The sequence below is a fragment of the Thermocrinis minervae genome (assembly GCF_900142435.1).
Classification (GTDB): domain Bacteria; phylum Aquificota; class Aquificia; order Aquificales; family Aquificaceae; genus Thermocrinis_A; species Thermocrinis_A minervae.
The window spans coordinates 609,343-636,076 of the sequence record NZ_LT670846.1; the positions used below are offsets into that span (position 1 = coordinate 609,343).

33 protein-coding genes and 1 tRNA gene are annotated in these 26,734 nt (G+C 43.8%); 16 read left to right on the top strand and 18 right to left on the bottom strand.

Annotated elements, in window-relative coordinates; translation table 11 throughout:
* Positions 1 to 7: 7 nt before the first annotated feature.
* On the top strand, positions 8 to 2,386 hold the full coding sequence (lon, locus tag B5444_RS03345; protein ID WP_079653827.1) for an endopeptidase La: 2,379 nt from the start codon (positions 8 to 10) through the stop codon (positions 2,384 to 2,386).
* Here lon and dnaN read toward each other — a convergent pair.
* On the bottom strand, positions 2,373 to 3,458 hold the full coding sequence (gene dnaN, locus B5444_RS03350) for a DNA polymerase III subunit beta (RefSeq protein ID WP_079654644.1): 1,086 nt from the start codon (positions 3,456 to 3,458) through the stop codon (positions 2,373 to 2,375). The genes lon and dnaN overlap by 14 nt on opposite strands.
* Positions 3,459 to 3,533: 75 nt before the next feature.
* Between dnaN and thrC the strand changes: the two genes are divergently transcribed.
* Positions 3,534 to 4,592: a threonine synthase gene (thrC, locus tag B5444_RS03355; RefSeq protein ID WP_079653828.1), complete on the top strand. Its 1,059-nt coding sequence runs from the start codon at positions 3,534 to 3,536 to the stop codon at positions 4,590 to 4,592.
* On the opposite strand, the gene B5444_RS03360 is transcribed toward thrC, so the two are convergent.
* The 7 genes from B5444_RS03360 to sucC form a co-directional block, all read right to left on the bottom strand.
* A complete protein-coding gene (locus B5444_RS03360) occupies positions 4,589 to 5,011 on the bottom strand; it encodes a hypothetical protein (RefSeq protein ID WP_079653829.1) in 423 nt (140 codons plus the stop codon). The genes thrC and B5444_RS03360 overlap by 4 nt on opposite strands.
* A 9-nt stretch (positions 5,012 to 5,020) precedes the next feature.
* Positions 5,021 to 5,488: a YqaA family protein gene (locus B5444_RS03365; RefSeq protein WP_079653830.1), complete on the bottom strand. Its 468-nt coding sequence runs from the start codon at positions 5,486 to 5,488 to the stop codon at positions 5,021 to 5,023.
* The gene (locus B5444_RS03370; protein WP_079653831.1) at positions 5,488 to 6,243 is read right to left on the bottom strand and encodes an MBL fold metallo-hydrolase; all 756 of its coding nucleotides are present in this window, start codon (positions 6,241 to 6,243) and stop codon (positions 5,488 to 5,490) included. Before B5444_RS03370 ends, B5444_RS03365 begins: the two co-directional genes overlap by 1 nt.
* Entirely contained in the window at positions 6,236 to 6,433 is a 198-nt protein-coding gene (locus B5444_RS03375) for a ferredoxin (protein ID WP_079653832.1), read from the bottom strand. Before B5444_RS03375 ends, B5444_RS03370 begins: the two co-directional genes overlap by 8 nt.
* Entirely contained in the window at positions 6,430 to 6,648 is a 219-nt protein-coding gene (locus B5444_RS03380; protein WP_079653833.1) for a ferredoxin, read from the bottom strand. The genes B5444_RS03375 and B5444_RS03380 overlap by 4 nt, the downstream gene beginning before the upstream one ends.
* Positions 6,649 to 6,712: 64 nt before the next feature.
* Entirely contained in the window at positions 6,713 to 7,594 is an 882-nt protein-coding gene (gene sucD / locus B5444_RS03385) for a succinate--CoA ligase subunit alpha (RefSeq protein WP_079653834.1), read from the bottom strand.
* Complete coding sequence (sucC, locus tag B5444_RS03390; RefSeq protein WP_079653835.1) at positions 7,594 to 8,751, bottom strand: ADP-forming succinate--CoA ligase subunit beta; 1,158 nt, start codon at positions 8,749 to 8,751, stop codon at positions 7,594 to 7,596. The genes sucD and sucC overlap by 1 nt, the downstream gene beginning before the upstream one ends.
* An 81-nt stretch (positions 8,752 to 8,832) precedes the next feature.
* Here sucC and B5444_RS07650 point away from each other — a divergent pair, with 81 nt between their 5' ends.
* Both B5444_RS07650 and B5444_RS03395 read left to right on the top strand, forming a co-directional pair.
* Positions 8,833 to 9,087 carry a hypothetical protein gene (locus B5444_RS07650; RefSeq protein ID WP_154021729.1) on the top strand — a complete coding sequence of 85 codons (255 nt, stop codon included), beginning with the start codon at positions 8,833 to 8,835 and terminating at the stop codon, positions 9,085 to 9,087.
* Positions 9,065 to 9,442: a zinc ribbon domain-containing protein gene (locus B5444_RS03395; protein WP_079653836.1), complete on the top strand. Its 378-nt coding sequence runs from the start codon at positions 9,065 to 9,067 to the stop codon at positions 9,440 to 9,442. Before B5444_RS07650 ends, B5444_RS03395 begins: the two co-directional genes overlap by 23 nt.
* Here the strand turns inward: B5444_RS03395 and B5444_RS03400 are convergent.
* A complete protein-coding gene (locus B5444_RS03400; RefSeq protein ID WP_079653837.1) occupies positions 9,439 to 11,250 on the bottom strand; it encodes a KUP/HAK/KT family potassium transporter in 1,812 nt (603 codons plus the stop codon). The genes B5444_RS03395 and B5444_RS03400 overlap by 4 nt on opposite strands.
* A 19-nt stretch (positions 11,251 to 11,269) precedes the next feature.
* Here B5444_RS03400 and rimI point away from each other — a divergent pair, with 19 nt between their 5' ends.
* From rimI to B5444_RS03415, 3 genes are read left to right on the top strand one after another with little or no spacing between them, the layout of a single operon-like run.
* Complete coding sequence (gene rimI / locus B5444_RS03405; RefSeq protein WP_079653838.1) at positions 11,270 to 11,704, top strand: ribosomal protein S18-alanine N-acetyltransferase; 435 nt, start codon at positions 11,270 to 11,272, stop codon at positions 11,702 to 11,704.
* Positions 11,705 to 11,756: 52 nt separating this feature from the next.
* A complete protein-coding gene (locus tag B5444_RS03410; RefSeq protein ID WP_079653839.1) occupies positions 11,757 to 12,314 on the top strand; it encodes a Fe-S-containing hydro-lyase in 558 nt (185 codons plus the stop codon).
* A complete protein-coding gene (locus tag B5444_RS03415) occupies positions 12,311 to 13,243 on the top strand; it encodes an NAD(P)/FAD-dependent oxidoreductase (RefSeq protein ID WP_079653840.1) in 933 nt (310 codons plus the stop codon). Before B5444_RS03410 ends, B5444_RS03415 begins: the two co-directional genes overlap by 4 nt.
* Here B5444_RS03415 and selD read toward each other — a convergent pair.
* Complete coding sequence (gene selD, locus B5444_RS03420; protein WP_079653841.1) at positions 13,196 to 14,176, bottom strand: selenide, water dikinase SelD; 981 nt, start codon at positions 14,174 to 14,176, stop codon at positions 13,196 to 13,198. The genes B5444_RS03415 and selD overlap by 48 nt on opposite strands.
* A gap of 127 nt (positions 14,177 to 14,303) precedes the next feature.
* Here selD and B5444_RS03425 point away from each other — a divergent pair, with 127 nt between their 5' ends.
* Both B5444_RS03425 and B5444_RS03430 read left to right on the top strand, forming a co-directional pair.
* On the top strand, positions 14,304 to 15,503 hold the full coding sequence (locus B5444_RS03425; protein WP_079653842.1) for a sensor domain-containing diguanylate cyclase: 1,200 nt from the start codon (positions 14,304 to 14,306) through the stop codon (positions 15,501 to 15,503).
* An 11-nt stretch (positions 15,504 to 15,514) separates the two neighbouring features.
* Positions 15,515 to 15,946, top strand: coding sequence for a hypothetical protein (locus B5444_RS03430; RefSeq protein WP_079653843.1), 432 nt, complete (start codon positions 15,515 to 15,517; stop codon positions 15,944 to 15,946).
* On the opposite strand, the gene B5444_RS03435 is transcribed toward B5444_RS03430, so the two are convergent.
* The 4 genes from B5444_RS03435 to B5444_RS03450 are packed head-to-tail and all read right to left on the bottom strand — an operon-like array spanning position 15,938 to position 19,342.
* Positions 15,938 to 16,429: a bifunctional nuclease family protein gene (locus B5444_RS03435; RefSeq protein WP_079653844.1), complete on the bottom strand. Its 492-nt coding sequence runs from the start codon at positions 16,427 to 16,429 to the stop codon at positions 15,938 to 15,940. The genes B5444_RS03430 and B5444_RS03435 overlap by 9 nt on opposite strands.
* Before the next feature lie 41 nt (positions 16,430 to 16,470).
* The gene (gene miaB, locus B5444_RS03440; protein WP_079653845.1) at positions 16,471 to 17,769 is read right to left on the bottom strand and encodes a tRNA (N6-isopentenyl adenosine(37)-C2)-methylthiotransferase MiaB; all 1,299 of its coding nucleotides are present in this window, start codon (positions 17,767 to 17,769) and stop codon (positions 16,471 to 16,473) included.
* Positions 17,770 to 17,810: 41 nt separating this feature from the next.
* On the bottom strand, positions 17,811 to 18,095 hold the full coding sequence (locus B5444_RS03445) for a sulfide dehydrogenase (RefSeq protein WP_079653846.1): 285 nt from the start codon (positions 18,093 to 18,095) through the stop codon (positions 17,811 to 17,813).
* 14 nt (positions 18,096 to 18,109) lie between these two features.
* Complete coding sequence (locus B5444_RS03450) at positions 18,110 to 19,342, bottom strand: molybdopterin-dependent oxidoreductase (RefSeq protein ID WP_079653847.1); 1,233 nt, start codon at positions 19,340 to 19,342, stop codon at positions 18,110 to 18,112.
* A 112-nt stretch (positions 19,343 to 19,454) separates the two neighbouring features.
* Here B5444_RS03450 and B5444_RS03455 point away from each other — a divergent pair, with 112 nt between their 5' ends.
* From B5444_RS03455 to B5444_RS03485, 7 genes are all read left to right on the top strand, one after another.
* Positions 19,455 to 20,267 carry a serine/threonine protein kinase gene (locus B5444_RS03455; RefSeq protein WP_079653848.1) on the top strand — a complete coding sequence of 271 codons (813 nt, stop codon included), beginning with the start codon at positions 19,455 to 19,457 and terminating at the stop codon, positions 20,265 to 20,267.
* Positions 20,264 to 20,941, top strand: coding sequence for a polysaccharide deacetylase family protein (locus B5444_RS03460; RefSeq protein ID WP_079653849.1), 678 nt, complete (start codon positions 20,264 to 20,266; stop codon positions 20,939 to 20,941). The genes B5444_RS03455 and B5444_RS03460 overlap by 4 nt, the downstream gene beginning before the upstream one ends.
* Positions 20,932 to 21,984: a glycosyltransferase family 4 protein gene (locus B5444_RS03465; RefSeq protein WP_079653850.1), complete on the top strand. Its 1,053-nt coding sequence runs from the start codon at positions 20,932 to 20,934 to the stop codon at positions 21,982 to 21,984. The genes B5444_RS03460 and B5444_RS03465 overlap by 10 nt, the downstream gene beginning before the upstream one ends.
* A 15-nt stretch (positions 21,985 to 21,999) precedes the next feature.
* Positions 22,000 to 22,075 (top strand) — tRNA-Val (locus tag B5444_RS03470).
* A gap of 72 nt (positions 22,076 to 22,147) precedes the next feature.
* A complete protein-coding gene (locus B5444_RS03475) occupies positions 22,148 to 22,444 on the top strand; it encodes a hypothetical protein (RefSeq protein ID WP_079653851.1) in 297 nt (98 codons plus the stop codon).
* An 11-nt stretch (positions 22,445 to 22,455) separates the two neighbouring features.
* Positions 22,456 to 23,097: a response regulator transcription factor gene (locus tag B5444_RS03480; RefSeq protein ID WP_269456715.1), complete on the top strand. Its 642-nt coding sequence runs from the start codon at positions 22,456 to 22,458 to the stop codon at positions 23,095 to 23,097.
* The gene (locus B5444_RS03485) at positions 23,094 to 24,338 is read left to right on the top strand and encodes a sensor histidine kinase (protein ID WP_079653853.1); all 1,245 of its coding nucleotides are present in this window, start codon (positions 23,094 to 23,096) and stop codon (positions 24,336 to 24,338) included. Before B5444_RS03480 ends, B5444_RS03485 begins: the two co-directional genes overlap by 4 nt.
* Here the strand turns inward: B5444_RS03485 and B5444_RS03490 are convergent.
* Genes B5444_RS03490 through B5444_RS03505 form a run of 4 tightly spaced genes read right to left on the bottom strand, consistent with a single transcriptional unit; the run spans position 24,316 to position 26,731 of the window.
* Positions 24,316 to 24,966: an ABC transporter ATP-binding protein gene (locus B5444_RS03490; protein WP_079653854.1), complete on the bottom strand. Its 651-nt coding sequence runs from the start codon at positions 24,964 to 24,966 to the stop codon at positions 24,316 to 24,318. The genes B5444_RS03485 and B5444_RS03490 overlap by 23 nt on opposite strands.
* Positions 24,963 to 25,649 carry a type 1 glutamine amidotransferase gene (locus B5444_RS03495; RefSeq protein WP_079653855.1) on the bottom strand — a complete coding sequence of 229 codons (687 nt, stop codon included), beginning with the start codon at positions 25,647 to 25,649 and terminating at the stop codon, positions 24,963 to 24,965. Before B5444_RS03495 ends, B5444_RS03490 begins: the two co-directional genes overlap by 4 nt.
* A 1-nt stretch (position 25,650) precedes the next feature.
* On the bottom strand, positions 25,651 to 26,316 hold the full coding sequence (locus B5444_RS03500) for a response regulator transcription factor (protein WP_079653856.1): 666 nt from the start codon (positions 26,314 to 26,316) through the stop codon (positions 25,651 to 25,653).
* Positions 26,291 to 26,731, bottom strand: a complete 441-nt coding sequence (locus B5444_RS03505; protein ID WP_079653857.1) for a hypothetical protein — start codon at positions 26,729 to 26,731, stop codon at positions 26,291 to 26,293. Before B5444_RS03505 ends, B5444_RS03500 begins: the two co-directional genes overlap by 26 nt.
* Positions 26,732 to 26,734 lie beyond the last annotated feature (3 nt).

Below are 26,734 nucleotides of genomic sequence, written 5' to 3' on the forward strand. Positions count from 1 at the left end.
GGTAAGGATGTTCTTTGAAGAACAGCTTGCAAAGGAACCACCTATACCTGAGGGTATAGTTGAGCTACCTGCAATGCCTTTGAGAGACATAGTGGTCTTCCCTTCTATGGTGGTTCCCCTCTTCGTAGGAAGAGATTTGTCTGTAAGGTCTGTGGAGCTGGCTCTAAGAAGGGATAGGCTCATATTCTTGGTACTGCAAAAGGACAAACATGAAGAGAATCCAAAGAGAGAGGATCTATACGACTTTGGAGTAATAGCTCAGATCCTTCGGAGTGCCACTATAGAAGAAGGTAGATTGAAAGCATTAGTTCAGGGCGTTCAAAGGGCAAGGCTTATAGATTTTGTGCAAAAGGAAGATCATTGGGTAGCAACCGTAGAGCCTATAAAGGAGATAGAAGTACCTATAGAGTCACTCACGCAAGAAGATAAGGGTTACATAGCTTCTACGAAGGAACTTTTGGATAGGGCTTTGGCGTTAGGTAAGCAGGTACTTCCAGACTTGGTAATGCTCATAAAAGACCTAGAAGATCCTGGAAAGATAGCAGACCTTACGGCCTCCTTGCTTGACATAAAGTCCTCCGAAGCTCAGAAGATACTAGAGACCTTGGATCCCATAAAGAGACTAAGGCTAGTCCATAATCATTTGCTAAACGAGGTGGGTCTTCTGGAGATCCAAAACAGGATAAGGTCGATAGCCAGAGAGAGGATGGAGAAGGAACAGAGGGAGTACTTTCTCCGCCAGCAGCTAAAAGCTATACAAGAAGAACTTGGGGAAGAGGATCAGAGGAAGGTAGAAGCCAACGAGTACAGGAAAAAACTCCAAAAGCTCAAGCTCAGTAAAGAGATAAGGGAGGAGATAAAAAAACAGATAGATAGGTTTGAAAGGTTACACCCCGATTCGGCAGAAGCTGGTGTTATAAGGACTTGGTTAGACTGGGTGCTTGACCTTCCTTGGAACAAGAAGACTAAGGACAACTACGATCTGGAGAGGGCAAAGAGTATCCTAGACAAAGACCATTACAACCTTGAGAAGGTCAAGGAAAGGATAATAGAGTACCTTGCTGTAAAGAAGCTTACAAAGGGTAAAAGTTCCAACGTCCAGATACTATGCTTTGTAGGGCCTCCAGGTGTGGGTAAAACCTCTCTAGGGAAGTCCATAGCCGAGTCTTTAGGTAGGAAGTTCGTAAGGATAGCTTTGGGTGGAATAAGAGATGAGGCTGAGATAAGAGGTCACAGGAGAACTTATGTAGGAGCCATGCCTGGTAGGATAATACAGGCCATAAAGCAAGCAGGAACCAGTAATCCTCTTATCATGCTTGACGAAATAGACAAGATAGCCATATCCTATCAAGGAGATCCGGCTGCAGCACTTCTTGAAGTACTAGACCCAGAGCAGAACAAGAACTTCGTAGATCTTTACATAGGTTTACCCTTTGACCTATCCAACGTTTTCTTCATATGCACCGCTAACAGGATAGATACTATACCAAGGCCACTGCTCGACAGGATGGAGGTGTTGCATCTATCAGGTTACTCAGAAGAAGAAAAGGTCTTCATAGCAAAAAACCACCTTATACCCAAGCTGCTCACAGATCATGGGTTTGAGCCTTCAGAGGTCCGTTTTACGGATGAAGCCATCCTTGAAATAATAAGGGGTTACACAAGGGAGTCTGGAGTTAGAAACCTTCAAAGGCAGATAAGCGCAGTGCTGCGCAAGATAGCCCTTAAAAAGCTAAAAGGAGAAACCGGTCCCTTTACCGTAGACATCAAGGATGTTAGGGAGTTCTTAGGAGTTCCTAGGAGGTACGAGCAGAAGGAAGAAACACCTATGGTGGGCATAGCTACCGGTTTGGCATGGACAGAGGTAGGTGGTGAGATAATGCTCATAGAAGCTACCAAGTTCAAGGGTAAGGGAGGTCTTATCCTCACCGGCTCTTTAGGAGATGTGATGAAGGAATCTGCTCAAGCAGCTCTCTCCTACATAAAGTCAAAGGCAGAAGAGTACCATATAGATCCAGACATCTTCTCACAGATAGACATACATGTACATGTTCCTGAAGGAGCTGTACCAAAGGATGGACCATCTGCGGGCGTGGCGTTGGCAACGGCTATGCTTTCCCTTCTTACAGAGATCCCGGTCAGAATGGATGTAGCCATGACAGGCGAAATAACTCTGAGAGGTAGGGTTCTACCCGTGGGCGGTCTTAAGGAAAAGATACTGGCAGCTAAAAGGGCGGGCATATACGAGGTAATCCTGCCGGAGAAGAACAAGGATGAGGTGCTGGAGGAACTACCTGAATATGTCAGAGACAAGATGAAGCTTCACTTTGTAAGCAGGTTGGAAGAAGTTTTTGATATAGCTCTTTACAAACCTACAACCTCATAGGCATTATTACGCATCTGTATGGGTCTCTTTCGTAATCCTCTGCTTCTATGACTACAGGACTGTCCGCATCTACCACTTTTATGTATACCTTGTCCACGTCAAAGCTGTCCAGGGCTTCAAGCAGGTGTTTGCCGTTAAAGCCAAGCTCTATGCTAGGGCCATCGTAGTCTATCTCTATCTCCTCCGTACCCTCACCGTATTCAGGTTCTGATATCTCAAGGAGCATAGCCCCCGAGAGGAAAGATACCTTTACAGGAAATGCAGACCCTTCAGCTATGCTAGATAGCCTTTTTATAGCACCACGTAAAAGCTCAGCATCAGCAAGCACTATAGCGTTAAAATCCTGAGGTATGACACTTAGGTAGTCTGGATACTCGCCTTCCAGCAACCTTACCGATAGGACAAAACCCTCACCCCCTATGTGTAAGAAGCTCTCATCCTTCCCTACAGAAAGGTCATGTATCTGGTCCTTTACAAGATTCTTTAGTACTTTAAGACTCTTCCTTGGTATTATTACATCAACAGTAGACTCAATAGGTCCTTCGTACAGAGCAAGCCTGGTACCATCTGAGCCAACAAAGTGAGTTTTATCTCCAACGCCTCTTATGAGCATCCCCTGCAATGCATACCTTGAGTCTTCCTTAGATATAGCGTATTCAACCTTATCTATTGCCCTATTTATTATCTCGGGAGGCAGGGAGCTATCCATAATAGGTTGTGGAAACTCCGGAAAATCCTCTGGATTCAACACCGCAAGTTTAAACGTACTTCTACCAGCCTGTATAATTACCTTTTCGTCTTTTAGCTCAAGGCTTGCCTCAACACCTACAAGGTTTTTGAAAATGGCTGTAAGCTTATCTGCAGGTAAGGCTACAGAACCTTCCTCTAGTACTCTAGCTTTAACCTCGTAGACCAGATAGTTTTCTAGATCGGTGGCCTTGAGCATTACCTTTCCAGAGGTTGCTTGAATGAGAACGTTTCTTAGCATAGGTAAAGCTGACTTTTTCTCCGTAGCAGACTTTACCTTCCCAAGAGCTTCGTAGAACTCCTCCCTATCTACTATGAGTTTCATAAGCATATATTTTACACAAACCCGCACTGGGTCGTTTGTAAGGTCTTCCGGTCACATGTAATATAATTAGAAAAGGTGTTAGGTTGGCGAGGAATAATACACCATTACAGAGAGTTTTTACCTGTAACTGATAAAACTCCAATCATAACCCTTTACGAGGGTAATACTCCACTCATCCGCGCTGAGAACTTAGCCAGAGAGATAGGCTTTAAGGGTGAAATATTCCTGAAGTACGAAGGATTAAATCCTACTGGTTCTTTCAAGGATAGAGGGATGACTATGGCCATTTCCAAAGCAGTGGAGATGGGAAAAAAGGCTGTAATATGTGCATCCACGGGCAACACTTCAGCTTCAGCGGCCGCTTATGCAGCCAAGGCTGGGTTAAAGGCCTTTGTAATACTGCCAAAGGGTGCAGTGGCCCTAGGAAAGCTATCCCAGGCTGTTATATACGGTTCTAAGGTTATAGCCATACAAGGTAACTTCGACGATGCTTTATCCATAGTAAGGAAGATAGGACAGATGTTCCCTGTGGAGGTGGTCAACTCGGTAAACCCATACAGAATAGAGGGACAGAAGACGGCTGCTTTTGAGGTGTGCGATGCTTTAGGAGAAGCTCCTGACTATCACTTTATACCCGTGGGTAACGCAGGAAACATAACCGCCTATTGGAAAGGCTATAAGGAGTACTACCAATATGGGAAGATAAAAAAGCTTCCTAAGATGATGGGATGGCAAGCCGAAGGTGCTGCACCAATAGTAAAAGGCTACGTGATAAAGAACCCTCAGACTATAGCCACAGCCATAAAAATAGGTAACCCCTACAGTTGGCAATCCGCCCTAGAAGCAGCAAAGGAATCAGGTGGTAGGATAGACGCAGTAAGTGATGAGGAAATCCTATATGCCTATAAGCTTGTGGCATCAAAGGAAGGCATATTTTGTGAGCCTGCTTCTGCTGCAAGCGTGGCAGGTCTTATAAAGCTCATAAGGGAAGGATTCTTTAAACAAGGAGATGTGGTGGTGTGTACTCTAACAGGTAATGGCCTCAAGGATCCGGATACAGCTATGAAGGTGTGCAACGAAATCATAACCCTCCCACCAGACATCAACGAAGTGATAAAACATCTGGACATTTAGAAGTACACTTTGAGGTCTTGAAGAAGATCCAGGTAGATTATGTTCAAGAGGTCTTCTAAAGCTTTTCTTTTTGGTAGATTTCCGTAAGCTCCAGATGGTAAAAAGTAGTTAATGGTTCTGCTGTAAGTTTTGCTCTTGTCACCGGAGCGAAGCTCAAGGCTTAAAGTCAAATTATAAGCGTTCACCCGCTTAAAAGGTGTGTAGGCTGTAGGTTCCTCCTTAAGCCTTGTTACTTTCAGGTAAAAATCCTGAGCATCTTTATCACAGTTCAGTTTCCTGCCAGACTCTTGAAGTGCCTTTTCCAAAGTTTTAACAAGAAGATAGTCGAGGTAAGGATCTTGGTAAGGGTTATCCACAGACCTTATGCACGCATCAAGAGCAAAGGACAGACCAAACATAAGGAAGGTTATAAACCACATGGGATGTAATTATAGGCCTATGTACTTCTTTAAGACATCTCCAAAGATAACAAAGACACCTATGCGCACAGCTCTAGCTATGATGGAAGCTATCAGAAAAGAGACAAAGGACATGTTAAAGAGGCCTGCACCCCAACAGACCAGCTTGTAAGGTTCTCCTATAATTACAGCAAAAAATCCGTACCTGTTAAAAAGTGCTTGGCCTTTAAGGTAAAGCTTTTCTCCTAAAACCCTTTTTACAAAAGTCTCACCCAAGAATCTTGCAAGAAAGAAGGCAACTATTGCACCTAGGATGTTCCCAAGAAAGGCCACAAGACCGGCCAGGTAGGGATTGAGCTTAAAGAGAGAAGCACCCACTATGAAAGGATACGGTGGTATAGGTTGGAATAGAGACTCTGTAAAGGACAGTACAAAGAGAGCTGTATAACCGTGTTCAAAGACAAAGTTTTCCGCCTGCTCTCTTAAAGCTTCAAACATCAGAGAAGGACCTCCATACCATCCTCCGCGCTTATGGTTTTCACTCCTGTGTACTCCTCTACTTCTCTAGCAACTTTCCTTGGATCATGATGGGTGAGGAACTCCCAGCCGAAATGCGTAAGTATTGCTAGCTTGGGCCTTAGGTTCTTTATGAGCACCTTTGCATCATCTACAGAAAGGTGGTCTATGGGCTTTGTCTTCTTGTAGAGGGTAGTGTTTATTATCATAACGTCTACTTCTTTCGGGTACTTAGCTAGCATCCTATCCTCATACAGAGCACAGGAAACGTAAAGGATCCTTTTGTTGAACAGAAGAGCATACGTGTCAGCACCGTGATGGGTATGTTTCATGACTGGCAAAATCTCTACACCCTTGTAGTACAATGGCTCACCCTCCTGGAAGTAGCCCTTTACCCGGAGCCTTTCTACCAAGAAGGGAAGTATTACCCTGTTCTTACCTTCAAATGCCTCTTTGGGAGCGAACACTCCCACATGGTTAAGTTTACCGCCGTCTGTAGAAGATTCAAGCACCGCGTTTATGTCTGAAGAGTGATCCAGATGGACATGAGAAAGAACAACAAGGTCTAAGTTCCTTAGATCGAAGTTCATCTGATGCAGGTATACGAAAGCCCCAGGACCTGGATCTACATGCATCCAGGTGTTTGACAGGTAAATAAGAAAGCCCCCAGACCTTCTCAGGAGTCTAAAGACACTACCTCTTCCACCGGCCGTACCTATGAAGATTATCCTATTCAAACTCAAGGATTATGGAACCGCTAGGACAGTCTTCGGCGATCTCTATTATCTCTATTTTTAAACGGTCATCTATGGGTGATCTGAGCACTGCTATAGGAATGCCATCCCCTCTGTCGGAGAAGACAGAGGGGAGACGATCATAACACAGCTCGCAAGCTGTGCAGGTATATTCTTCTATCCGGATCTTCATCCTTCCTCTATTAGGATAGATCCGCTAGGACACTCGTCAGCTACTTCCTTCACATCTTTTTCTAGCTCTGAGGGTACCACCATCCACCCGTCTGGCCCAGGATTCACCACCGTAGCTATGCCATCACCCCTGTTCTTGTAGACCTCTGGCACCCTGTCATAGCATAGCTCGCAGGCTGTGCAGGTATCAAAGTCTATCTTGGTCTTTATGGCCATAGTAGCACCTCCAAAGAGATTTTTTAAAGTATATCATGCTTTTAGTAATTTGCTATAAGCTTAATCATAATTTCTGCAGGACTTCCCACACCGTTTTCCCTATAAAAGCTGGGTTTTCTATCACGTGTACACCTGCTTCTGATAGAGCCTTCATTTTGGCTTGAGCCGTTCCCTTACCTCCCATGATTATGGCTCCTGCATGTCCCATACGCCTGCCTGGTGGAGCAGTTATACCTGCTATGTAAGCGAATACAGGTTTTTTGACCTCAGCCTTTATGTACTCCGCGGCCTCTTCTTCAGCTGTGCCACCTATCTCCCCTATCATGAGTATGGCCTTGGTTTCTGGGTCTTGGTTGAACATAGCTATCACATCCTTGTGTGAGAGTCCATGAACAGGGTCCCCACCTATACCTACAGCTGTAGATTGTCCTAGGCCGTACTTGGTAAGTTGGTAAGCTGCTTCGTACGTAAGAGTACCACTCCTTGAAACTATGCCTATGTTTCCCTTCTTAAAGATGTGCCCCGGCATTATGCCTACTTTGGCCTCACCAGGAGTTATAACACCAGGACAGTTAGGACCTATTAGTTTGGCGTTTGGGTAGTTGTTCTTCATGTAGTACTTTACTTGCATCATATCCCTTACGGGTATGCCTTCCGTTATGCATACCACGAGTTCTATACCAGCGTCCAAGGCTTCCACTATGGCATCTGCGGCGAAAGCTGGTGGTACAAAGATAAGACTGCAGTTGGCTCCCGTTTCTTTGACTGCCTCCTTCACTGTGTTGAATACTGGTATGTCCTCCACCTTTTGGCCACCCTTGCCAGGCGTGACCCCAGCCACCACCTGTGTACCATAGGCTTTACACTGGAGGGCATGGAAGGAACCTTCCTTACCAGTTATTCCCTGAACTACCACTTTAGTATCTTTGTTAACCAGTATAGCCATCACATTCCCCCCTTAGCAAGTTCTACAGCCTTCTTGGCTCCATCCCACATATCTTCGGCGTTTATAAATCTCAAACCGGACTCAGCTAGTATCCTTCTTCCCTCTTCCACGTTGGTACCTTCCATCCTTACGACTACAGGTACTTTTATGTCTACCATCTTTGCAGCTTGTATGAGGCCTTCTGCAAGCCTGTCACATCTTAGGATTCCGCCAAAGATGTTTATGAAAACGGCTTTCACGTTAGGGTCTGCCATGAGTATCCTGAAGGCGTTGGCTATCTGTTCCACGTTGGCACCTCCACCCACGTCCAGGAAGTTGGCTGGTTCACCACCCGCCAGCTTTATTATGTCCATGGTAGTCATAGCAAGACCTGCTCCGTTTACCATACAGCCTATGTTCCCATCAAGCTTTATGTAGTTGAGGCTATACTTCTTAGCCTCTACCTCGAGGGGATCAAGCTGGGAAAGGTCTTCAAGCTCTTCAACATCCTTATGTCTCAGAAGAGCGTTGTCATCTATCTCCATCTTGGCATCCAGAAGTACTATCCTTCCTTCTTCATCCAAGACAAGGGGGTTTATCTCAAGGAGGGAGCAGTCGTAATCCATGTAAACCTTGTATAGGGTTGTAAGGATTTTTACAAACTCGTTTACAGGAAGACCAAGCCTAAAGGCTAGCTCCCTGGCTTGATAGGGCATAAGTCCAAGGGCTGGGTCTACGTGGAAGGTTATTATGGCCTCAGGTTTTTCCTTGGCCACCTCTTCTATCTCCATACCACCTTCTGCGGATGCTATGACCACAGGTTTGGAAACAGCTCTGTCCAAGGTGATACTAAGGTAGTACTCTTTCTTTATCTTCGTAGCCTTCTCTATCCAAACCCTGCTTACCGGTTTTCCGTCTGGACACTGGAAGGTCTTTAGGACTTTACCCAGCATGCCTTCAACGGCCTTAAGAAGCTCGTCCATGTCCTTGACTACCTTCACGCCGCCAGCCTTACCCCTTCCACCGCAGTGAACTTGTGCCTTGACTACTAGGGGAAAGGTACCTAGCTCTTGGGCTACTTCTTCGGCTTCTTTTAAGCTGTATGCAACTTTACCCTCTGGAACTGGCAATGAATACTTTGAAAGTATCTCTTTAGCTTGATGCTCATGTAGCTTCATGGCAAAAATATTATAAGAGAGATCATAAGGTTTTAACTGTCTTGTTTACTAAGGTAAATGGTGGTAGTAAAATTTATGCTGATGCATTTCCTTGTAGGTTTATTGGTGGGCATACTGTACGCAGAGGTCCTATACCTTTGGACGAGGTTAAGTTCAAAAACGGTACATTTTGGCATGCCCTTAAGGGTTGTAATATTTTCTATTCTGCTTTATTACATGCATACTGGTCTAGGATGGGATGGATTAACATTCTCTGTTGGTGGTTTTGTGTGTGGTCTTGTGCTCCAAACCTATTTGAGGAGTACTGTCTTCAATGGACTTGTTAAAAAGTGTTGAGCTTCTGTTTGCAGACCAGCTTGTTAGTTTTTTCGTCTGGATGGCGTTGTTACATATACTAGCACAAGTGTTTGTAGACAGAAGGGTAGCCTTTTGGATATCTTCTTTGGCCACTACTTATTTATGGATTAAGAACTTTGATCTTCTAACACCTACAAAGGCCTGGGCCATAATATTCCTTTTCTTTGCCTTTTACTTTATTCTAAAGCTTACTCTTCATATAAACCTCTTCCTGCTGCTTAAGGGCAAAAAAAGGTGTCCTGAATGTTATTCCGAAGTACACCTTAAAGCTAAGGTCTGTCCTTTTTGTAGGTACAGCTTTAAGAATCATCAAAGCGTGAGCCAAGAAGTTTAAAGCTCAACCCTTACTGTAACACCATGTAGCTTATCTTCTGGAAATCTGTAAAACTCCACAAAGCTAGGACTTACGCGCTTTATAAGACCGAATATCTTCCATACAAACTTTTCTGTATAGACCTGCTCCATACCATAGAAGATAACCCTCTCTTTTATACCCAGTTTTCTAAGTTCTTCCTCCACGTTTGGTATTTCCATGTATCCGTATCTTATTTCTGCCAGCCTTAGGCCTTTTGTTATGCTACCCTTAATAAAGCCTTCTACACCAAAGGGTTTATCATCTTTAATCAGAGAGAGGAATACGTTATCTTCGTAAACTATACCATGTTCAAACATAGTATTTATCACGTAAGGGGGTATGAACTTTAGATCCCTTATGAGGAATATGGCTGTACCTGGTATGGGTTCTGTGCTCCTGTAGGCATTTTCAAACTTAAGTACAAAATCTTTAAAAGGCATAAACTCCATGTTCTTGTAAAGTCTTTCCTGGCCTTTCATGTACAGGATGAACATCCACATGGGAAACATGGCAAAGACTACGGACCAGTAACCTCCGTGCTGTAGCTTGTTCATAGACGACATAAGGAACAGAATGTCCACAAGGAAGAGTAATAAAGATCCAATAGTGTAGAAGATCTCCCTTCTCAGGAAGTGTATAAGGGTAAGAAGGAAGCCTGTTATAACCATGACTACGTTTACAGAAAAACCGTAAGCTGCGGCCATAGAATCAGAAGTTTTAAAGTTTATGTACATGAATATGACACCTGCAAAAAGTAGCCAATTTGCAAATGGTACGTAAATTTGTGTGCTTATCTCTGTAGAGGTGTGTTTTATTCTAAGTAGTGGAGCTATTCTTATGTTGATAGCTTGGAATATGATAGAAAAAACACCGGAGATAAGTGCTTGTGCAGCTATTACGCTAGCCAGTATTACAAGTATTAGGAATGGTATATATAATGTTTCTCCAAGAAGCTGTCTTGCAGTCTCAAAAAAGGGATTGTTTTTATAGTCTGCAGTGTTTAACATTAAGAAGGCTCCTTGACCCATGTAGTTGAGTACTAACATCGGGAATACATACATCCAGGCTCTTCTTATAGCTACCCTTCCGAGATGCCCCATGTCGGCGTAAAGAGCCTCACCACCAGTAGCTGCCAATATGACCTCTGACAAAACTAGAAACCCCTTGAGTGGGTTTTCTAAGAGAAACTCCACTCCATAGTGAGGACTAAGAGCAAGCAGTATTTGAGGTGCTTTTAAAACATAGTAAAGACCTATAAGACCTATTGAGGTAAACCAAACAAGCATTATAGGCCCAAAGTATTCCCCGAGTTTACCAGTTCCTTTACTCTGTACTGAGAACAGGAGAATAGTGATGATAATGGCTAGAATAAGTACATCTTGTTGGGGAGTGTTTTCAAATCCTGGTATAAACCTAATACCTTCTGAAGCGCTAAGGATGGTTATAGCTGGAGTTATTATCCCGTCCCCTATAAGAAAGGCAAGACCGATTACTACTAGGTACCTTATGAAGGATCTTAATTTCTTGCTGTTTGAGAGGGACTTGGCTATCTCTCCAAGGACTACAGTACCACCCTCTCCCCTTATGCTTAGATTCATAGCGAACCAAGCGTATTGAACGGTGACCAATATTATCATCGTCCAGATTATCAGAGAAACTATGCCAAATATCTGATCTTTCTGCGGTTTAGTGAGAAGTGCTATAACCGCTAGAGTGTACAGAGGGCTCGTACCTATGTCACCAAAGACAGCCCCCATTGCCCTAATGATGTTCATCAAAGAACCCATGGCTTAGAATTATAACGACGTGGTAAGAAGGCTCAGAGAAGAAGACCTACAGGCAGTCTACAGGATAAACTCGGAGAACTTCACCACAGACGCCTGGCCTCTGCAAGCCTTTGAAAGGGAGCTAAGCTTGGACTATTCTCATGCCTTAGTATGGGAAGAGGATGGTAAGGTGATAGGCTACGCTATAGCTTGGGTGGTTTACGATGAAGCTAGCATAATGAGCTTCGCCATAGACAAAGAGTGGCAGGGTAAAGGATACGGTAAGAAGCTTTTGCAGCACCTCATAGAACACTTTAGGAAAATGGGTGGTATAAGAAGGATCACTCTGGACGTGAGGAAGTCAAACATACAGGCCATAAACCTTTACAGATCATTGGGCTTTAGGATCGAAGCCGAGAGGAAGAGCTACTACTCGGATGGTGAGAACGCCTATTTTATGGTCTTAGACCTCTGATTAAGGTCATATAAATCTTGACTGGTAACCTTCAGAGTTGGATAATTTTCCCATGGAGAAGAGGATTCAAACGCCACTCACAGATGAGGTAGTGGAAAGCTTAAGGGCTGGTGACAAGGTTCTCATATCTGGTTACATATACACGGCTAGAGACGCCGCCCACAAGAGGATGGTGGAAGCCCTTGAAAGAGGAGAACCTTTACCCTTTGACGTAAAAGGACAGATAATCTACTACGTGGGGCCTACTCCTCCGAAGCCCGGACAGGTAATAGGCTCAGCAGGTCCAACCACTGCCATAAGGATGGACAAGTATGTGGAACCACTTTTAAAGCTTGGCCTTAAGGGTATGATAGGAAAGGGTTACAGGTCACCCCAGGTTAAGGAGCTCCTTCAAAAGTACAAGGCCGTCTACTTTGCTGCCGTCGGTGGTGTGGCAGTTTTGCTTTCCAAGTGTATAAAGTCTTCTGAAGTCATAGCCTACGAAGACCTTGGTACTGAGGCGATAAGAAGGCTTTACGTGGAGGACTTTCCTGTTATAGTTGCCAACGACATCTACGGCGGTGATATCTTTGAAGAGGGAAGAAAGAGGTTTGCTAAGATAGTCATATGAGGAAGAAATTGATAATACTTGGTGGAGGTCCAGCCGGCATATCTGCCTCCATATACGCATCAAGGAAGAAGATAGACTTTGCCCTCATAACCAAAGAGTTAGGTGGACAGGTGATAAAGGCAGGCGAGATAGAAAACTACTTGGGTTATACCTTGGTTGACGGTATATCCCTCGTGGAGAAGATGATAGAACATCTAAAAAGGCTTGGTGTAGAGCCCATACTGGATGAGATAGTTGATGCAAGGAAAGATGGAGAGGTTTTTAGGCTTGTGGGTCTTTCTGGACAGGAGTATCAGTGTGAATACCTTCTTTTATGCACAGGCTCTGAACACAGAAGGTTAAACATCCCGGGCGAGAAGGAATACACGGGAAGAGGAGTTTCTTATTGCTACACTTGCGACGCTCCCTTCTTTAAGGGTAAGGATGTCGTGGTGGTGGGCGGAGGGAATTCAGGCTTTGAAGCCGCAGAGCAGCTTATAAACTACGCCAACAGGATATACCTGGTGGAGATATCGGACAGCTTTAGGGCTGATGAAGTCTTAAAGGAAAAGGTTTTGACAAATCCGAAGGTGGTTCCCTTGCTCAAACATAGGGTCTTGGAGATAAGAGGAGATGGAAAGCTCCTTAACGAAGTCCTTGTTGAGGATTTAAGCTCTAACAGAGTATACACACTCAGAGTGGAGGGGGTTTTCGTAGAGGTAGGACTCACACCTAACACGGATTTGGCCAAAAAACTCGGCGTTATCCTCAACTCAAGGGGCGAGATAGTTATAGACTGTAACAACAGGACATCGGAGCCTAGGATATATGCAGCTGGCGACTGCACTAGCGTGTTTGCCAAGCAGATAATCACGGCGGCCGGTGAAGGAGCCAAGGCCCTTCTATCCATCTACCACGATATGACCTATGGGGTAAGCTCCTGGCTCTAATACCCTGCCTATTTTCCATAGTTCAACGCAGAGCTCTTTTGCCCTTTCAAGCATCTCCCTCTCTGAGCTTTCTGGGACTGTAAACAGCAATCCACCGGAAGTTACAGGGTCAGAGAGGAGGATAAGCTTGTAAACATCAACTCCATCAGCCTTAAGATGATCTTTCACAAAGTTTAGGTTTTCCGTAGCTCCCTTCGGGAAGATCTTTTCCTTTACCAAGTGTTCAGACTCCTCGTACTTAGGAACTGAGGAGTAATTTATATAGATGGCGACACCTGACTTTCTTGCTATGTTGTAAGCGTGGCCTAGAAGGCCAAAACCCGTCACATCAGTACAGGCAGTAGCAAACTCCCAGGCTATACTTCCTACCAAGTCGTTGAGTTTTAGCATCCAACTTAAAGCTTCCTCCATATCCCCCTGGCTTATCCTACCTTCCTTTAGGGCTTTCACTAGCACTCCGGTACCTATGGGCTTGCTTACGTAAAGCAGATTTCCTGCTCTAGCTCCAGACTGGGTTAGAAACTTACCTCCTGGAGCAATACCAGTCACAGCAAGACCAAACTTAGGTTCCTTATCGTCTATAGTATGCCCTCCCAACAGTACAGTTTTGGCCTCTCTGAGTTTATCCGAGCAACCTCTGAGAACCTCTTTTAAAACGTCAACAGAAAGGTCACAGCTGTTGAAACCAACCACAGCAAGGGCAGTCAACGGAATCCCACCCATAGCGTATATATCGCTTAGAGAGTTAACCGTAGATATGGCTCCCCAGAGGTACGGATCGTTTACCACAGGAGTGATAAAGTCTACCGTCTGTAAAAGGATAGACTCCCCCACTTTGTAAGCACCCGCATCATCCCCTACCCCCACCAGGGTGTTTGGGTCCTTGTAAAGGTTCAGTCCCTCAACCAGTTTTTCCAGGTCCGCCGGACCCACCTTCGCCGCTCAACCAGAAGCCCTGACGAGTCTGAGCAGCTCCATAAAAAAAAATCATAGAATAATCCTACAGACACACGTTTCTAAATTTCAGAAAACATGTTAAAATTTCCTTTTAAAATTTCGCATGACAGACCAGCAGAGTAATCAGCTATTTTTCTTTGTTTGGGAAAGTAAAGAGCACTGGAAGATCAAGTCAGTATCTCCAAACGTTACACAGCTTACAGGCTACAGCCCAGAGGATTTTTCAGAAGGTAGGGTAAACTACAGAGATCTAATACATCCAGAAGACCTACCAAGGGTTGAAAGGGAAGTTAAAGAGCGCATCCTTTCGGGCAGGGATGGCTGGGTTCATCAGGACTACAGGATAATAACAAAAGAAGGTTTAGTGAAATGGGTGCTTGATATAACCACGTGTGTCTTTTGCGAAGAGAAAAAAACTTCAGTGTACTACAGCTATCTGATTGATACAACAGATAGACACGAAAGAGAAGAGATCTTTAACACTTTGGTTGAGCTTTCCCCTGTGGGCATGTTCCTAAGGCAAGGGGACAAGCTGGTATACGTAAACAGGGCGCTTGAGAGGATCACAGGCTACACAAAGGAAGAACTGATAAGTTTACCCGTCCTTGAGCTGATCCATCCTAAGGATAAAGAGAAGGTAAAGACGGTCATGGCGTTGAGGGACGTAGGTGAGAAAACACCCATTACATATGAGGTAAGGCTTAGGAAAAAAGGCGGGAAGTATATCTACGTTCGTATAAGCTCATCCGCGGCGCTTTACAGAGGTAAGCCTGCCGGTGTGGGTGTGGTTATAGACATAACCTCTATGAAAAAAACGGAGGAGAGGCTCAGATACCTTTCTACACATGATTACCTTACTGAACTCTACAACAGGAGAGCAATGGAGGAGTTTTTACAGAAGGAGCTAGAGAGATCTAAAAGGTATGGAACACCCTTCAGTATAATCCTTGTAGATGTAGATGACTTTAAGAAGATAAACGACACCTTAGGGCATCAGGTGGGTGATGCTGTACTAAAGGATCTTTCTAAGCTTATACTGAGGAACCTAAGGAAGTCAGACGTGATAGGTCGTTGGGGTGGTGAAGAGTTTCTGGTGATATTACCCATGGTAAAGGACCCTATACCCATCGCCGAAAAGCTAAGGAGCAAAGTCCAGGAGTCCTTTAGGGGGATGGTTAGCATATCTGCAGGGTCTACTAGCTACAAAGAAGGAGATTCTATGGATACTATGCTCTTAAGGGCTGATAAGGCTCTCTATTTGGCTAAATCAAAAGGTAAAAACAGAGTAGAGTACTTGGAATAGATTATCTGTTTATGAGGTCGTGGAACTACCTTATAGCACTTGAGGGTATAACCAAAGACGGAAAGAAGCTAGAGGAATCAGCTCTTTACATAGTTGCCATACCAGCGGAGGATATCTTGAAAGCCGTTGAGATGGAATGCTATGCAAGTAATTACCTGCCTGCAGATGCAGTGCTCAAGTACGGACAAGCTTACGCCATAGGTGTAGACCAGGACATAAAAGATTTAGATCGTTACTATATCTCCCACTACAGAGAAGACTTAGGTCTTTACGTGTTCAAGGAGGGTGTAAACTTTACCGACGGTCTTACTAACGTTTTTAGATTGCTCTTGGACATGATGAAAGCAAGAGAATCTGTGGATATGGTAAGACCGGTGGTGGATGTGGGAAGCCCACCGGAGGAGATAATGCTCATGTGTTTAGAGAGGTCTCTATCAACTTAGACCCTTTTCAAAGTCTTCTGGTCTTAGATTTTCAAGCCATTCTCTTAGTTTTTTCTTTTCTTCCTCTTCCTCCTCTGGTTCAGGCTTTGGTACATGCGATTTTTCTAAGACTTCAGGGTTTACAAAGATGGGAGCTCCAAATCTAAGGGCTAGGTTTATAGCATCGCTAGGTCTTGAGTCTATAACTAAGGTGTTTGTTCCTTGAGTTATGTAGATCTCAGCATAGTATGTACTGTCTTTTAGGTCGCTTATGACTACCTTTTCAAGTCTTCCGCCAAGCTGCTGTATGATGTTTTTGGTAAGCTCGTAGGTCATGGGTCTTGGGGGTTGGACACCCTGCAGTTCCCTTAGTATGCTCTCCGCCTCAAATCCACCTATCCATATGGGGAGGATTGTCTCCTCGTCATCCTTAGCCCTTAGGAGTACTATGGGCATCTGAGACACTGGATCAAGACTTATACCCTGCACGAACATCTCTATCATGATGAAGTACCTCCACCTCTATAAATTTATACCGGTTAAGTTTATACTAGTACTCCCTCCATGCTGTAGGGCTTTGATGCAGTCACCTTTACCAGAGCAGTCTTTCCCAAAAGTTCCTCGGGGCCAACCACCGAGACCCACCTGTTGGTCCTAGTCCTCCCTATAAGTATGCCGTCCTTGTAATCTTCAAAAAGTACCTCTTGAACAGTGCCCTCATAGCTCTTGGCTATTTGCGAGAGTATAGACTTTTGGAGTTCTATCAGTCTTGACATCCTTTCCGTCTTGACTTCATCCGGCACTTGTCCATGCATGGTGGAGGCTGGTGTACCAGGTCTTGGAGAGAACTTGAAAGAAAATACTTGTTCAAACTTCACCTTTCTAAGGACATCCAAGGTTTCTTCAAAGTCCTCCTCTGTTTCCGTAGGGAAGCCCACGATCACATCGGTGGAGAAGGTTATGCCCTTTACGTAGTGCCTGAGCATGTCTATCTTCTCCAGGTACTCTTCCTTTGTGTACCCTCTGTCCATGAGCTTTAGTATCCTGTTGGAACCAGCTTGGAAGGGCAGGTGAAGGTGTTCGCAGACCTGCGGTATCTCACCCATGGCCTTAGCTATACTCTCCGTGAGATCTTTCGGGTGGCCTGTGGTGAACCTTATTCTCTCCACACCCTCTACGCTTGCAACCTGGTATAGGAGTTCCTCAAAGGGTATACCTAAGTCTTGACCCCATGCGGTCACGTTTTGGCCAAGTAGGTGAATTTCTTTCACACCATCGTCCACTAGAGCCTTGACCTCTTTTAGTATGCTTTCTAAAGATCTAGACCTTTGCCTACCCCTTGTGGAAGGTACCACGCAGTAAGTGCAGTTCTTATCGCAACCTTTCATAACAGTCACGTAGGCACAGTATTGGTTATCTCTAACTAGAGGGTATTCCCAAAGCTTGTCCTCGTCCTCTGGGGGGTTTTCAAGTATGGCTATAGCTTTGTAGCCAGCCTGTACTTGGTTTATCAGTTCAGGAAGCTGATGCATGTTAAAGCTAGAGAACATAAGGTCTACATCTGGAGCTTTTTTGAGGAGCTCTTCTCCCATCCTTTGAGCAAGACAACCGCAAACTCCTATTATGGCCTTAGGGTTTTTCTCCTTTATCTTCCTGTACTCTCCTAGGTGAGAGTATACCTTTTGGTCTGGCTTTTCCCTTATGGTGCATGTGTTTATAAGGATTATGTCTGCTTCTTGCCAATCTTCTGCCTGTTCGTAACCCAGGGTCTGTAAAATACCCCTTATCCTCTCAGAGTCGTTAAAGTTCATCTGACAGCCAAAAGTTTTTATGTAGTACTTCATGAGTATTTAATTTATTGCAAAAGAAGTAAAGGGGAGGAGGCTTACTGCCTCACTCCGTAAAAATTCGTAAGGTACTCCACTATGGCTGGAATGTCTTTTTCGTCCACGGGTGCCTTAAAGGTCTTAACCATCTTGTTTACAGTGGCTTCCCACTGCTTCTTATTCATGAAGACTGAGTTCATCTGGATGTAGTCAAGACTGTGACAGGTAGCGCAACTGTTCATCACCAGCTCTTTACCTGGACCGTCCTTTAGCCTTATGCTCTCCTCTCCGGAGAAGCATACTACGGAAATGGCCATAAGACCGAGCCATATAAGCTTCCTCATGTTCTACCCTCCTTTCATACCACGTTTATCTCTACTCTTTGAACTACGTTGTGATGATAACCGGCAGGGTTCCATATGAGTTCAAAGGTCTGCGTTTGACCTATGCGGTTGGTGGCCTTAGCCATTATGACGTACTTGCCCTTCTTGTCTGCTTTGAAGGTGTACTTCCATTGTCTCCAAGAGAACCTACCGTAGTCTTTTCCGAGCTCGGCCTCTCTCCATGTCTTACCGCCATCTATGGATACTTCTACCATCTTTATACCGTAGCCTGCGTCCCAAGCCAAGCCCTTTACCTCTATGACCTGGCCCCTTCTGAATATCTGTTTGTCTCTAGGATGTAGCATAAGGGAGTTCACCACTATCTCAGTTATGGGTGTGTTGACGGCAGTCTCTTGGGAGGTAAACCTTTCCACCATAGGGAACTTGCCCAAAGGCAGACGGTAAGCTGTAGCCATCCAAAAGCCTTTGTATGGTTGGGATACTACGTCTATGGACACTATGTGTTTTATCCAGTATGTGGCAGTCCAACCAGGAACTACTACCCTTACTGGAAAACCGTTCCAATGTGGCAGCGGCTGGTCGTTCATCTCGTAAGCAAGTATCACGTTTTCATCCAGAGCCTTCCAGATAGGTATACTTTTGACAAAGTCAGGCTCGTTGAGTACGGGTCCATCTGCACCGTTTAGCACCACCTCAAGGGCGTTGGCCTTTATACCAGCCTTGTTTAAGATGTCTTTTAGCCTTACACCTTTCCATTTGGCGTTACCCATAGCTCCATAACCCCACTGTACACCCGGTACGTGAGGTTTCATCAGACCTCTTCTGTTGCCAGAACATTGGCAAAGTGCTACTATCTCCACCTGTTCAAAGTTCTTCTTTAGATCATCCAGCGACAGCTCCAAAGGTCTTTCTACAGCATCTCCACCTATCCTCAACCTCCAGGTCTTTTCATCTACCATGGGTATGTTTGAAAGGTGATACCTCACAAAAAAGGCCTCGTTGGGAGTAAAGATCTCTTCAAAATAGGTGACAGGGGTCTCGTAGTTTGGTGCTCTGTAGGTTTTCTTTATGAGGGGTTTCTTACCGGGTAGAGCCTCTAACACCTGCTCTTCAAGTACACCAGAAGGCAGTTCCTTTTCCGCACCTCCCAGGAGCCTCGGGTCTACCGCAGATAGGGCCATCTTAGGTAAAAGTATTCCACCTGCGGTAGCAACCAGCGAGTTTCTTAGAAAGCTTCTCCTGTCCATGCTTTTACCTCCAAACTTTTCTACAAAGTAACACAGTATAACAGCTAATTACTCTATGTCAATAAAACCTTTTAATAGAATGCATAAACTAAGCTTATATAATTTTGCATCTATGAGAGAGATATCGGAGGGTAGTATACTTTTTGAAACTTACAAAGTACTTTCCTTTCTTGGAGAAGGTATCTTTGGAAAGGTTTACAAAGTTTTAGTGCTAAAGGGGAGGTATAAGGGTAAAGTTTTAGCTATGAAGATAGCAAAAGATCCTAACACGGTGCATTATCTTATGAAAGAAGCTCAAACTCTGTTGCTCTTTAACCATCCTCATATAGTGTCTCTTATAAGCTACATACATAAGAAGGATACACACGAGCTTTTTGTATTGTATGAGCTTATGGATACAGACCTTAAGACCCATGTGTTATCAAGGGGAACTCTCTCTGAGGAAGAAGCTTTAAGGGTGTTGTTTCATGTTTCACAAGGGCTGGACTACATACACAGAAGGGGTTACATTCACGGAGATATAAAACCTGAAAACATATTTGGTAAAAAAGTGCTCAGGGATGTCCTCTGGAAGCTTGGTGATTTTAGCCTAGTGCGTATCAGAGGATCGGGTGCTTTGGTGGATGTAAAGGGTACTGTGGGCTACATAGCACCCGAAGTTTTTAAGGGTGAGGTTCATAGAAGTAGCGACGTGTACTCTCTAGGATGTGTTCTTTACTTTATGCTAACAGGTAGGCACCCTTTCTATTCTGAGAATCCGTCGGAATCTTTAAAGAAAAACAAGGAAGGCTTGTTAACCTTTCCAGAGGGTCTTTCTCCTCAGATGGAACATCTTCTGGAAAGGATGCTTTCCAAGGATCATACAAGAAGGTTTAAGAATGCAGGGGAACTGTTGGATTATCTTATAAAAAACAGGTTATCATGAAGGTCCTGACGTACCACAGCATAGGCATACCACCAAAGGAGGCAAGGCTGAAAACCCTTTACGTTAACCCAAAAGCCTTTGAAAGACAGATCTGGCTTTTGAAAACTCTGGGCTTTAGGTTTCTCAGACTATCAGAGGTACTTTCTGGGAACTTTTCCGGGAAGTCTGTCCTTCTAACCTTTGACGATGCATACTCGGACTTCTTTGAAAATGCTTATCCTGTGTTAAAAAGGTACAATATACCCGCCGTAGTGTTTGTTCCTGTGATGTGCGTAGGCAAGTTTAACCTGTGGGACTGGAAAGAGCTTAGAGTAAAGAAGCCTATAATGAGTTGGGATCAAATAAAAATGCTCGTGGAAGAAGGCTTTGAAATAGGCTCTCACACTCTTACACATCCATTCCTCTCGCGTATTCCACCGGAACAGGCAGCTAGGGAGATAGAGGATTCTAAAAAGATCCTTGAGGACAAACTGGGGGTTGAAGTAGTCTCCTTTTGCTATCCGTACGGAGATTATAACAACATGGTGAGGGATATGGTAGCTAGGGCAGGCTACAGGATAGCTTTTACTACCAAAAAAGGATCTTTTGAAGACAGCCCAAACATCTATGAGGTAAGAAGGATAACCATCTTTGGAAACGACTTATTACCAAAGTTTTTTCTGAAATGCTTATAGCGTGGTTAAACGCCAATCCAAACCCCAACTTTGGTGGGACAGAACTCCACACATTGCAGATGATAAAAGAGCTCAGCAAGAGAAAGGTGCCCCTAGTTCTCCTGTGTGCTGAGGGATCTTATGTAGACAGAAACGCACCCAAAGGTATAGAAAAGTTCTACCTAACCATAGGAAATAGCCTTGCTCTCTACAACACTCTAAAGCTGTATCAACTCCTTAAGCACATAAAGCCTTATGTCCTTGTAGCTAACAACGGCAAGGAGTATCCCAACGCTCTTTTGGCTGGAAAGTTAGCTAGTGTAAGGGTTGCCTTCTTTAGACACATGGAGAGGATGAAAAATCCCCTTGTAAGAAGGTTTGTCTTTCCCTATGTGGACATGTTCTTCGCAGTGAGTGATCACGTAAGACAAAAGCTTATACAGGAGGGTGTAAAACCAGACAAGGTTAGGGTGATCTACAACCCTGTTGACGAGGAGAGGTTTTACTACAAGCCAAAGGAGGAAAACTCTATAAGAATACTCTTTGTAGGAAAGCTCGACGAAGGGAAAGGTATCTTTGACCTTCTTGAAGCCTTCAGACTTCTCATGACCGAAAGGAAAGATGTAACCCTTGTTTACGTAGGTGATGGTAAGCATAAAGAATCACTCTTCCAACGCATTCATTCCCTCGGGCTTACCCAAAAGGTAAAGCTTGTAGGATACACTCACAACGTGGAAGATTATTACAGAAATGCCCATGTAGTTGTAATACCTTCCAAGTACACAGAAGCTTTTCCAAGAGTAGCCCTTGAGGCATTGGCATGTGGATGTACCCTGGTAGCTTCTGACGTAGGTGGAACAAAGGAGGCAATAATAGAAGGTAAGAATGGCTTTGTCTTCAGAGCCGGAGACATAGAAGACCTTTTGTTAAAGTTAAAGCTTGCCATAGAAAACTGGAAAAGCTTCTCACAAGCATCCCTTGAGCTCTACAGGAATAAATTTTCCACAGATAGGGTGATAGACAATTTCCTCGGGGCTTTACAATCTCTCTCAAAAGTAATATAATGAAATGAGATCTGAAGGCGCGTAGCTCAGTTGGGAGAGCGCCGCCCTTACAAGGCGGAGGTCGGGGGTTCGAGTCCCCCCGTGCCTACCATAACACTGTTCATACTCCGTTAATCCTTTTTACGTATCTTAATCCTCAGGAAATCCCATCAGGAGGTGTGTCATGAAGAAAGTGCTAGGACTCATGCTCGTTCTACCCTTTGTAGCCCTTTCCAATCCTATGATGATGCATCATAGGATGGAGATGTGGTGCCAGCAGAACTTTGATAAGTGCAAGGCCCACAAGTTGGAAGCCATACGTATAAGAGAAAAGTATCTCCCAAAGGAGAAGGAATGCGTTGAAAAATCAAAGACCTTTGAGGAGATGAGGGCATGTCTGAAAGATGTGAGAGCTCATATGAGGGAAGAATTTTCTCAGATGCGTCAAAGGATGATGGAGGAGGTTAAACCATCGCCCTGAGGATACTCCTCATAGAGGATGATCCCACGTTAGCGAGGACTTTAAAATCTCTTCTAGAAAAGCTGGGCTTTGAGGTCCTAATTTCCTTTGATGGAAAGAGAGGTTACGAGCTTGCTACAACTGAGGAGTTTGACCTCATACTGCTGGACTTTCTCCTACCTTCCATGGACGGTGAAAGCTTACTTAAGTCTTTAAGACAGGCGGGGGTAAACACCCCCGTCCTTGTACTTACCGTCGTCTCGGACGTGTCCAAAAAGGTAGACCTGTTAAGCATAGGAGCTGATGACTACCTTACCAAACCTTTCCATTTGGAAGAACTGCTTGCAAGGATAAAGGCCTTAATAAGAAGAAGTTATAAGAAGAGTTCAGACCTGTTGAAAGCAGGACCAGTGCTAGTGGATACATCAAAGAAGAAGGTTTACGTTAACGACAGGGAAGTGATGTTAACAGCCAGTGAATACTCCATACTAGAATATCTACTCCTAAACAGGGGTAAGTTTGTGAGCAGAGACGAGATACTTTTAAAGGCACTATCTTCCAGGAGCCAACCTGAGAGTAACAGCGTGGAGGTGCTCATATCCCGACTTAGAAAGAAGCTTGGGATCAGAGATTTCATAAAATCCGCCAGAGGTTTCGGATACATAGTGGAATGATAAGATCTCTCACTACAAGGTTTAGGCTATTAGGTTTCACGTTCTTTATACTCATCACCTTACTTCACCTTGTTCTTTACTACATGGTAAGCTATGCCCTATTTTCATCGATAGACAAACACCTTTTAGAGGATACTCAGACGTTTGAATCTTCTTATCTCTCTGGAAGCCAACCGGAAAGGAGTAGTATTGAAGTTTACACAGTGAGAACACCGCAAGGATACGTGCTTGACAGCTCAGAGGATATTTTACTTCCACCACCATCTTCTGTGAAAGAGCTTCCACAGATTAGCACCGTGAAGGTTAACGACAATTACTATAGGATGATAAGCTACAGGATGAACAACAACTTCATAGCACAGTACGCTATAAACATCTCCTCAGAAATATCCTTTCTACATACGTTTAAAAAGCTTCTTTTTTTATCTTGGTTTTTCTTTGTATGCTTACTTATCTTACTTTACTTATTCATTCTGACACCTATACAGAGGTCTATAGTCCACCTTGGAGAAGCTATAACCAGGGAAGAATTAAACCGCGTGTATACCTACAAAGAGTTTGAACCTCTAGTTAGCAAGTTTAGAGAGTACACAGAAAAGCTAAAAGAGCTATCCTTAAGACAGAAAAACTTACTTCTTGCGTTAGTTCATTCTGTAAAAACTCCTCTCTCTGTAGCCATACTCATGATAGAGGATGCTATACTTTCGGGAAGAAAGGATTTAGACCCTCTAAAGGAAGAGCTTTGGAGACTTGAGAACAACATCAACCTCTTCCTCAGGATGGCAAAGCTTGAGGAAAGTAAGGCGATCGTAAGCTTGGAAAGACTAGACATTCTTTCCCTTATCATGGACAGCCTAAGGCTGTACGACAGAAGTAGGCTTAAACTAAAAGGTAAAAGCTGTTACGTTTTCTCTGACAGGCAAATACTGCTGGAAATACTTAACATACTTTTGGACAATGCCTTTAGACACGGTGTGAACAACTGTAAGGTGAGGGTTTTGATAAAAGACAAGCCTTCTTACGCGGAAGTCCTCATAAGCAACCTATCTGAAAAGCCAATACAACCTGATAAGATGTTTAAACCCTTTGAGGGCAAGTATACAGGTATAGGTCTATACGTGGCTAAAAACCTAGCACAGGTAGTAGGAGCCGACATAACCATAAGACAGAAACAGATTTCTAGAGGTATCTACCTAATAGTCGTAAAGCTAACCGTTCCTAAACAAGCATCCCATCCCTGAGTCTTACGATCCTACCAAAGTAGCTTGTGAGCTCCACGTTATGTGTAGCTATCAGAAAGGTTATTCCCTTCTCCTCGTTTAGACTCTTAAACAGATTAAAGATGCGCAAACTGTCTTCCATGTCTAGGTTTCCCGTAGGTTCGTCCGCCAGTATTATCTTAGGCTCTAACATAAGAGCCCTACCTATTGCCACCCTCTGCTGTTCACCACCGGACAGTTGATTAGGTTTATGGTTCTTTCTGTGGGAAAGTCTAAGGTAATCCAAAAGCTCCAAGGCTTTCTTTTTAGGCTCTTTTACCCTCGCAAGTTCACCTACTATGGTAAGGTTTTCAAGTACGTTGAAGTCTTCCAGAAGGTAGTAAAACTGAAACACAAAGGCCATGTTGTTCTTACGAAACTCCGAAAGTTGGTCTTCTTTCATGCTCGTGACATCAGTACCAAGCACCTCTATGCTGCCGCTCGTTGGCTTTTCCAAACCAGCTATGAGGTACAGGAGAGTACTCTTGCCAGAACCAGAAGGACCCATGATACCCACAAATTCCCCACTCATTATCTCCAGGTTTATACTCTTTAGAGCCTTTACGTTACCGTATTCTTTGCTCACATCCCGTAAAGTAATAGCTTTCATGCGAACAGTAGTTTAGATAGCAAACTTTCCGAAAGGTTCTTCAACATGTGCACGTGCTCGTCTCCAATGTTAAGGATCTCCGTAGGCTCTATACCTTCCTGCTTTAACTCATCCGTGTACACTTCTATCCATCTTTGTAGCGATAGTTTGTCCACCTCTAAATGGAACTGCAGACCAACAGCCTTCCCATAAACAAAGGCTTGATTAGAATACTTTCTTGAGGAGTAAACTCTAACTGCTCCCGCTGGAAGGTCAAAAGTATCCCCATGCCATTGGAAAACTAAGAGCTTTTCTGGAAAAGCTTCAAAGTAAGGATGTTCTGAAACCTTGTAAACTTCCATCCAACCTATTTCTTTACCCTCTTCTCCTTTGTATACTCTTGCACCCAACATCTTGGCAAGCATCTGAGCTCCCAAACATACTCCCAAAACAGCTATGTCTTTCTTTATGGCTTCTTCCATTACCCTGAACTCGTAAGACAGGAAAGGGTATAGATTTTCCTCGTAGGCACCCATGTAGCCCCCAAGGACAACAAGCAGGCTGTAATCTTCAAGAGGTCTTAAAAGCCTTTGACCTTGTGCAGTATCTAGATAATCCACATCAAAGCCCAAGTTTCTTAGTATACTTTCCCACATACCAAGGTCTTCAATAAAAACGTGTCTTATAGCCAATACTCTTTTCATGCTAGTCCTCCTGTTTCTTTATCATGTAGCCTACTCCCGGATAGCTTAGGATAGTATATCCATAGCTTTTTAAAATTTTTCTAAGATTGTACACGTGAGTTCTTAAACTTTCAAGGGAAATTTCTTCATTGCTATCCCAAGCGTATCGGAGTAAGATCTGATATGGTATTACCTTTTCTGCGTTTTCTAACAGTTTAATAAGTATCATAGCCTGTTTCTTAGGAAGAAAGAGCTTGTGATTTCCTGCCTTAACCTCTAAAGAAGAGAAGTCTACTTCTAAATCATAGTACTTTATCACGTTATCTCTTAACCCAAGCCTTCTCCTTAGTACCGCCTCTATCCTCGCTATGAGTTCTTCAGGATAGAAAGGCTTTGTGAGGTAATCATCGGCGCCTGCCCTTAGACACTCTACCTTCTCCTTTGGATCATCTATGACAGTGAGCACTATGGTGGGTATGCCCATATGCTTTAGCACTGGTAGAATCTTCTTACCTAAGTCCCTACCCAATATGAGGTCAAGTATACAAATATCAAAAATTTCTTTTTCCAGAAGTTCGAAAGCTCTTTCTACACTCCTAGCTATGGAACACTCCCAACCTTTACTAGAAAGTAGGTTGTTTATAGATAATGCGAGGTCTAATTCATCTTCTATTAGAAGGATCTTCATAGCTTAGCATAACATAATAACATTCTTCGTTAAATATTCTAAATTTCCTTGTTTTTCTTAATCTATAACCAGTGTTTTTTAGTACACGGTTCACAATCCTATCGGAAAATAACCATTCAAAATGCTTTTCCACGAGGGCTACTATGTGGTGAGGTGCAAAGGCCCTATCTATAAACCTAAGAATCTCTATAAAATTGGATGGACTGTTTACTACAAGATCTTCTATGTACACCCTATCCTTTTTGTAAGAATATACAATATAACCTACCTCCCTATCACCTTCTATAAAGATGTAGGCATTTCTTCTTCCACTGAACTCAGAGAAGCTGTAGTAACTTATACTTCGCCAAACTTTTAACTCCAGGTGTTTTAATCTTTCAAATAATTCACCGGACTCTACTTTTGCTACTTTCACGGA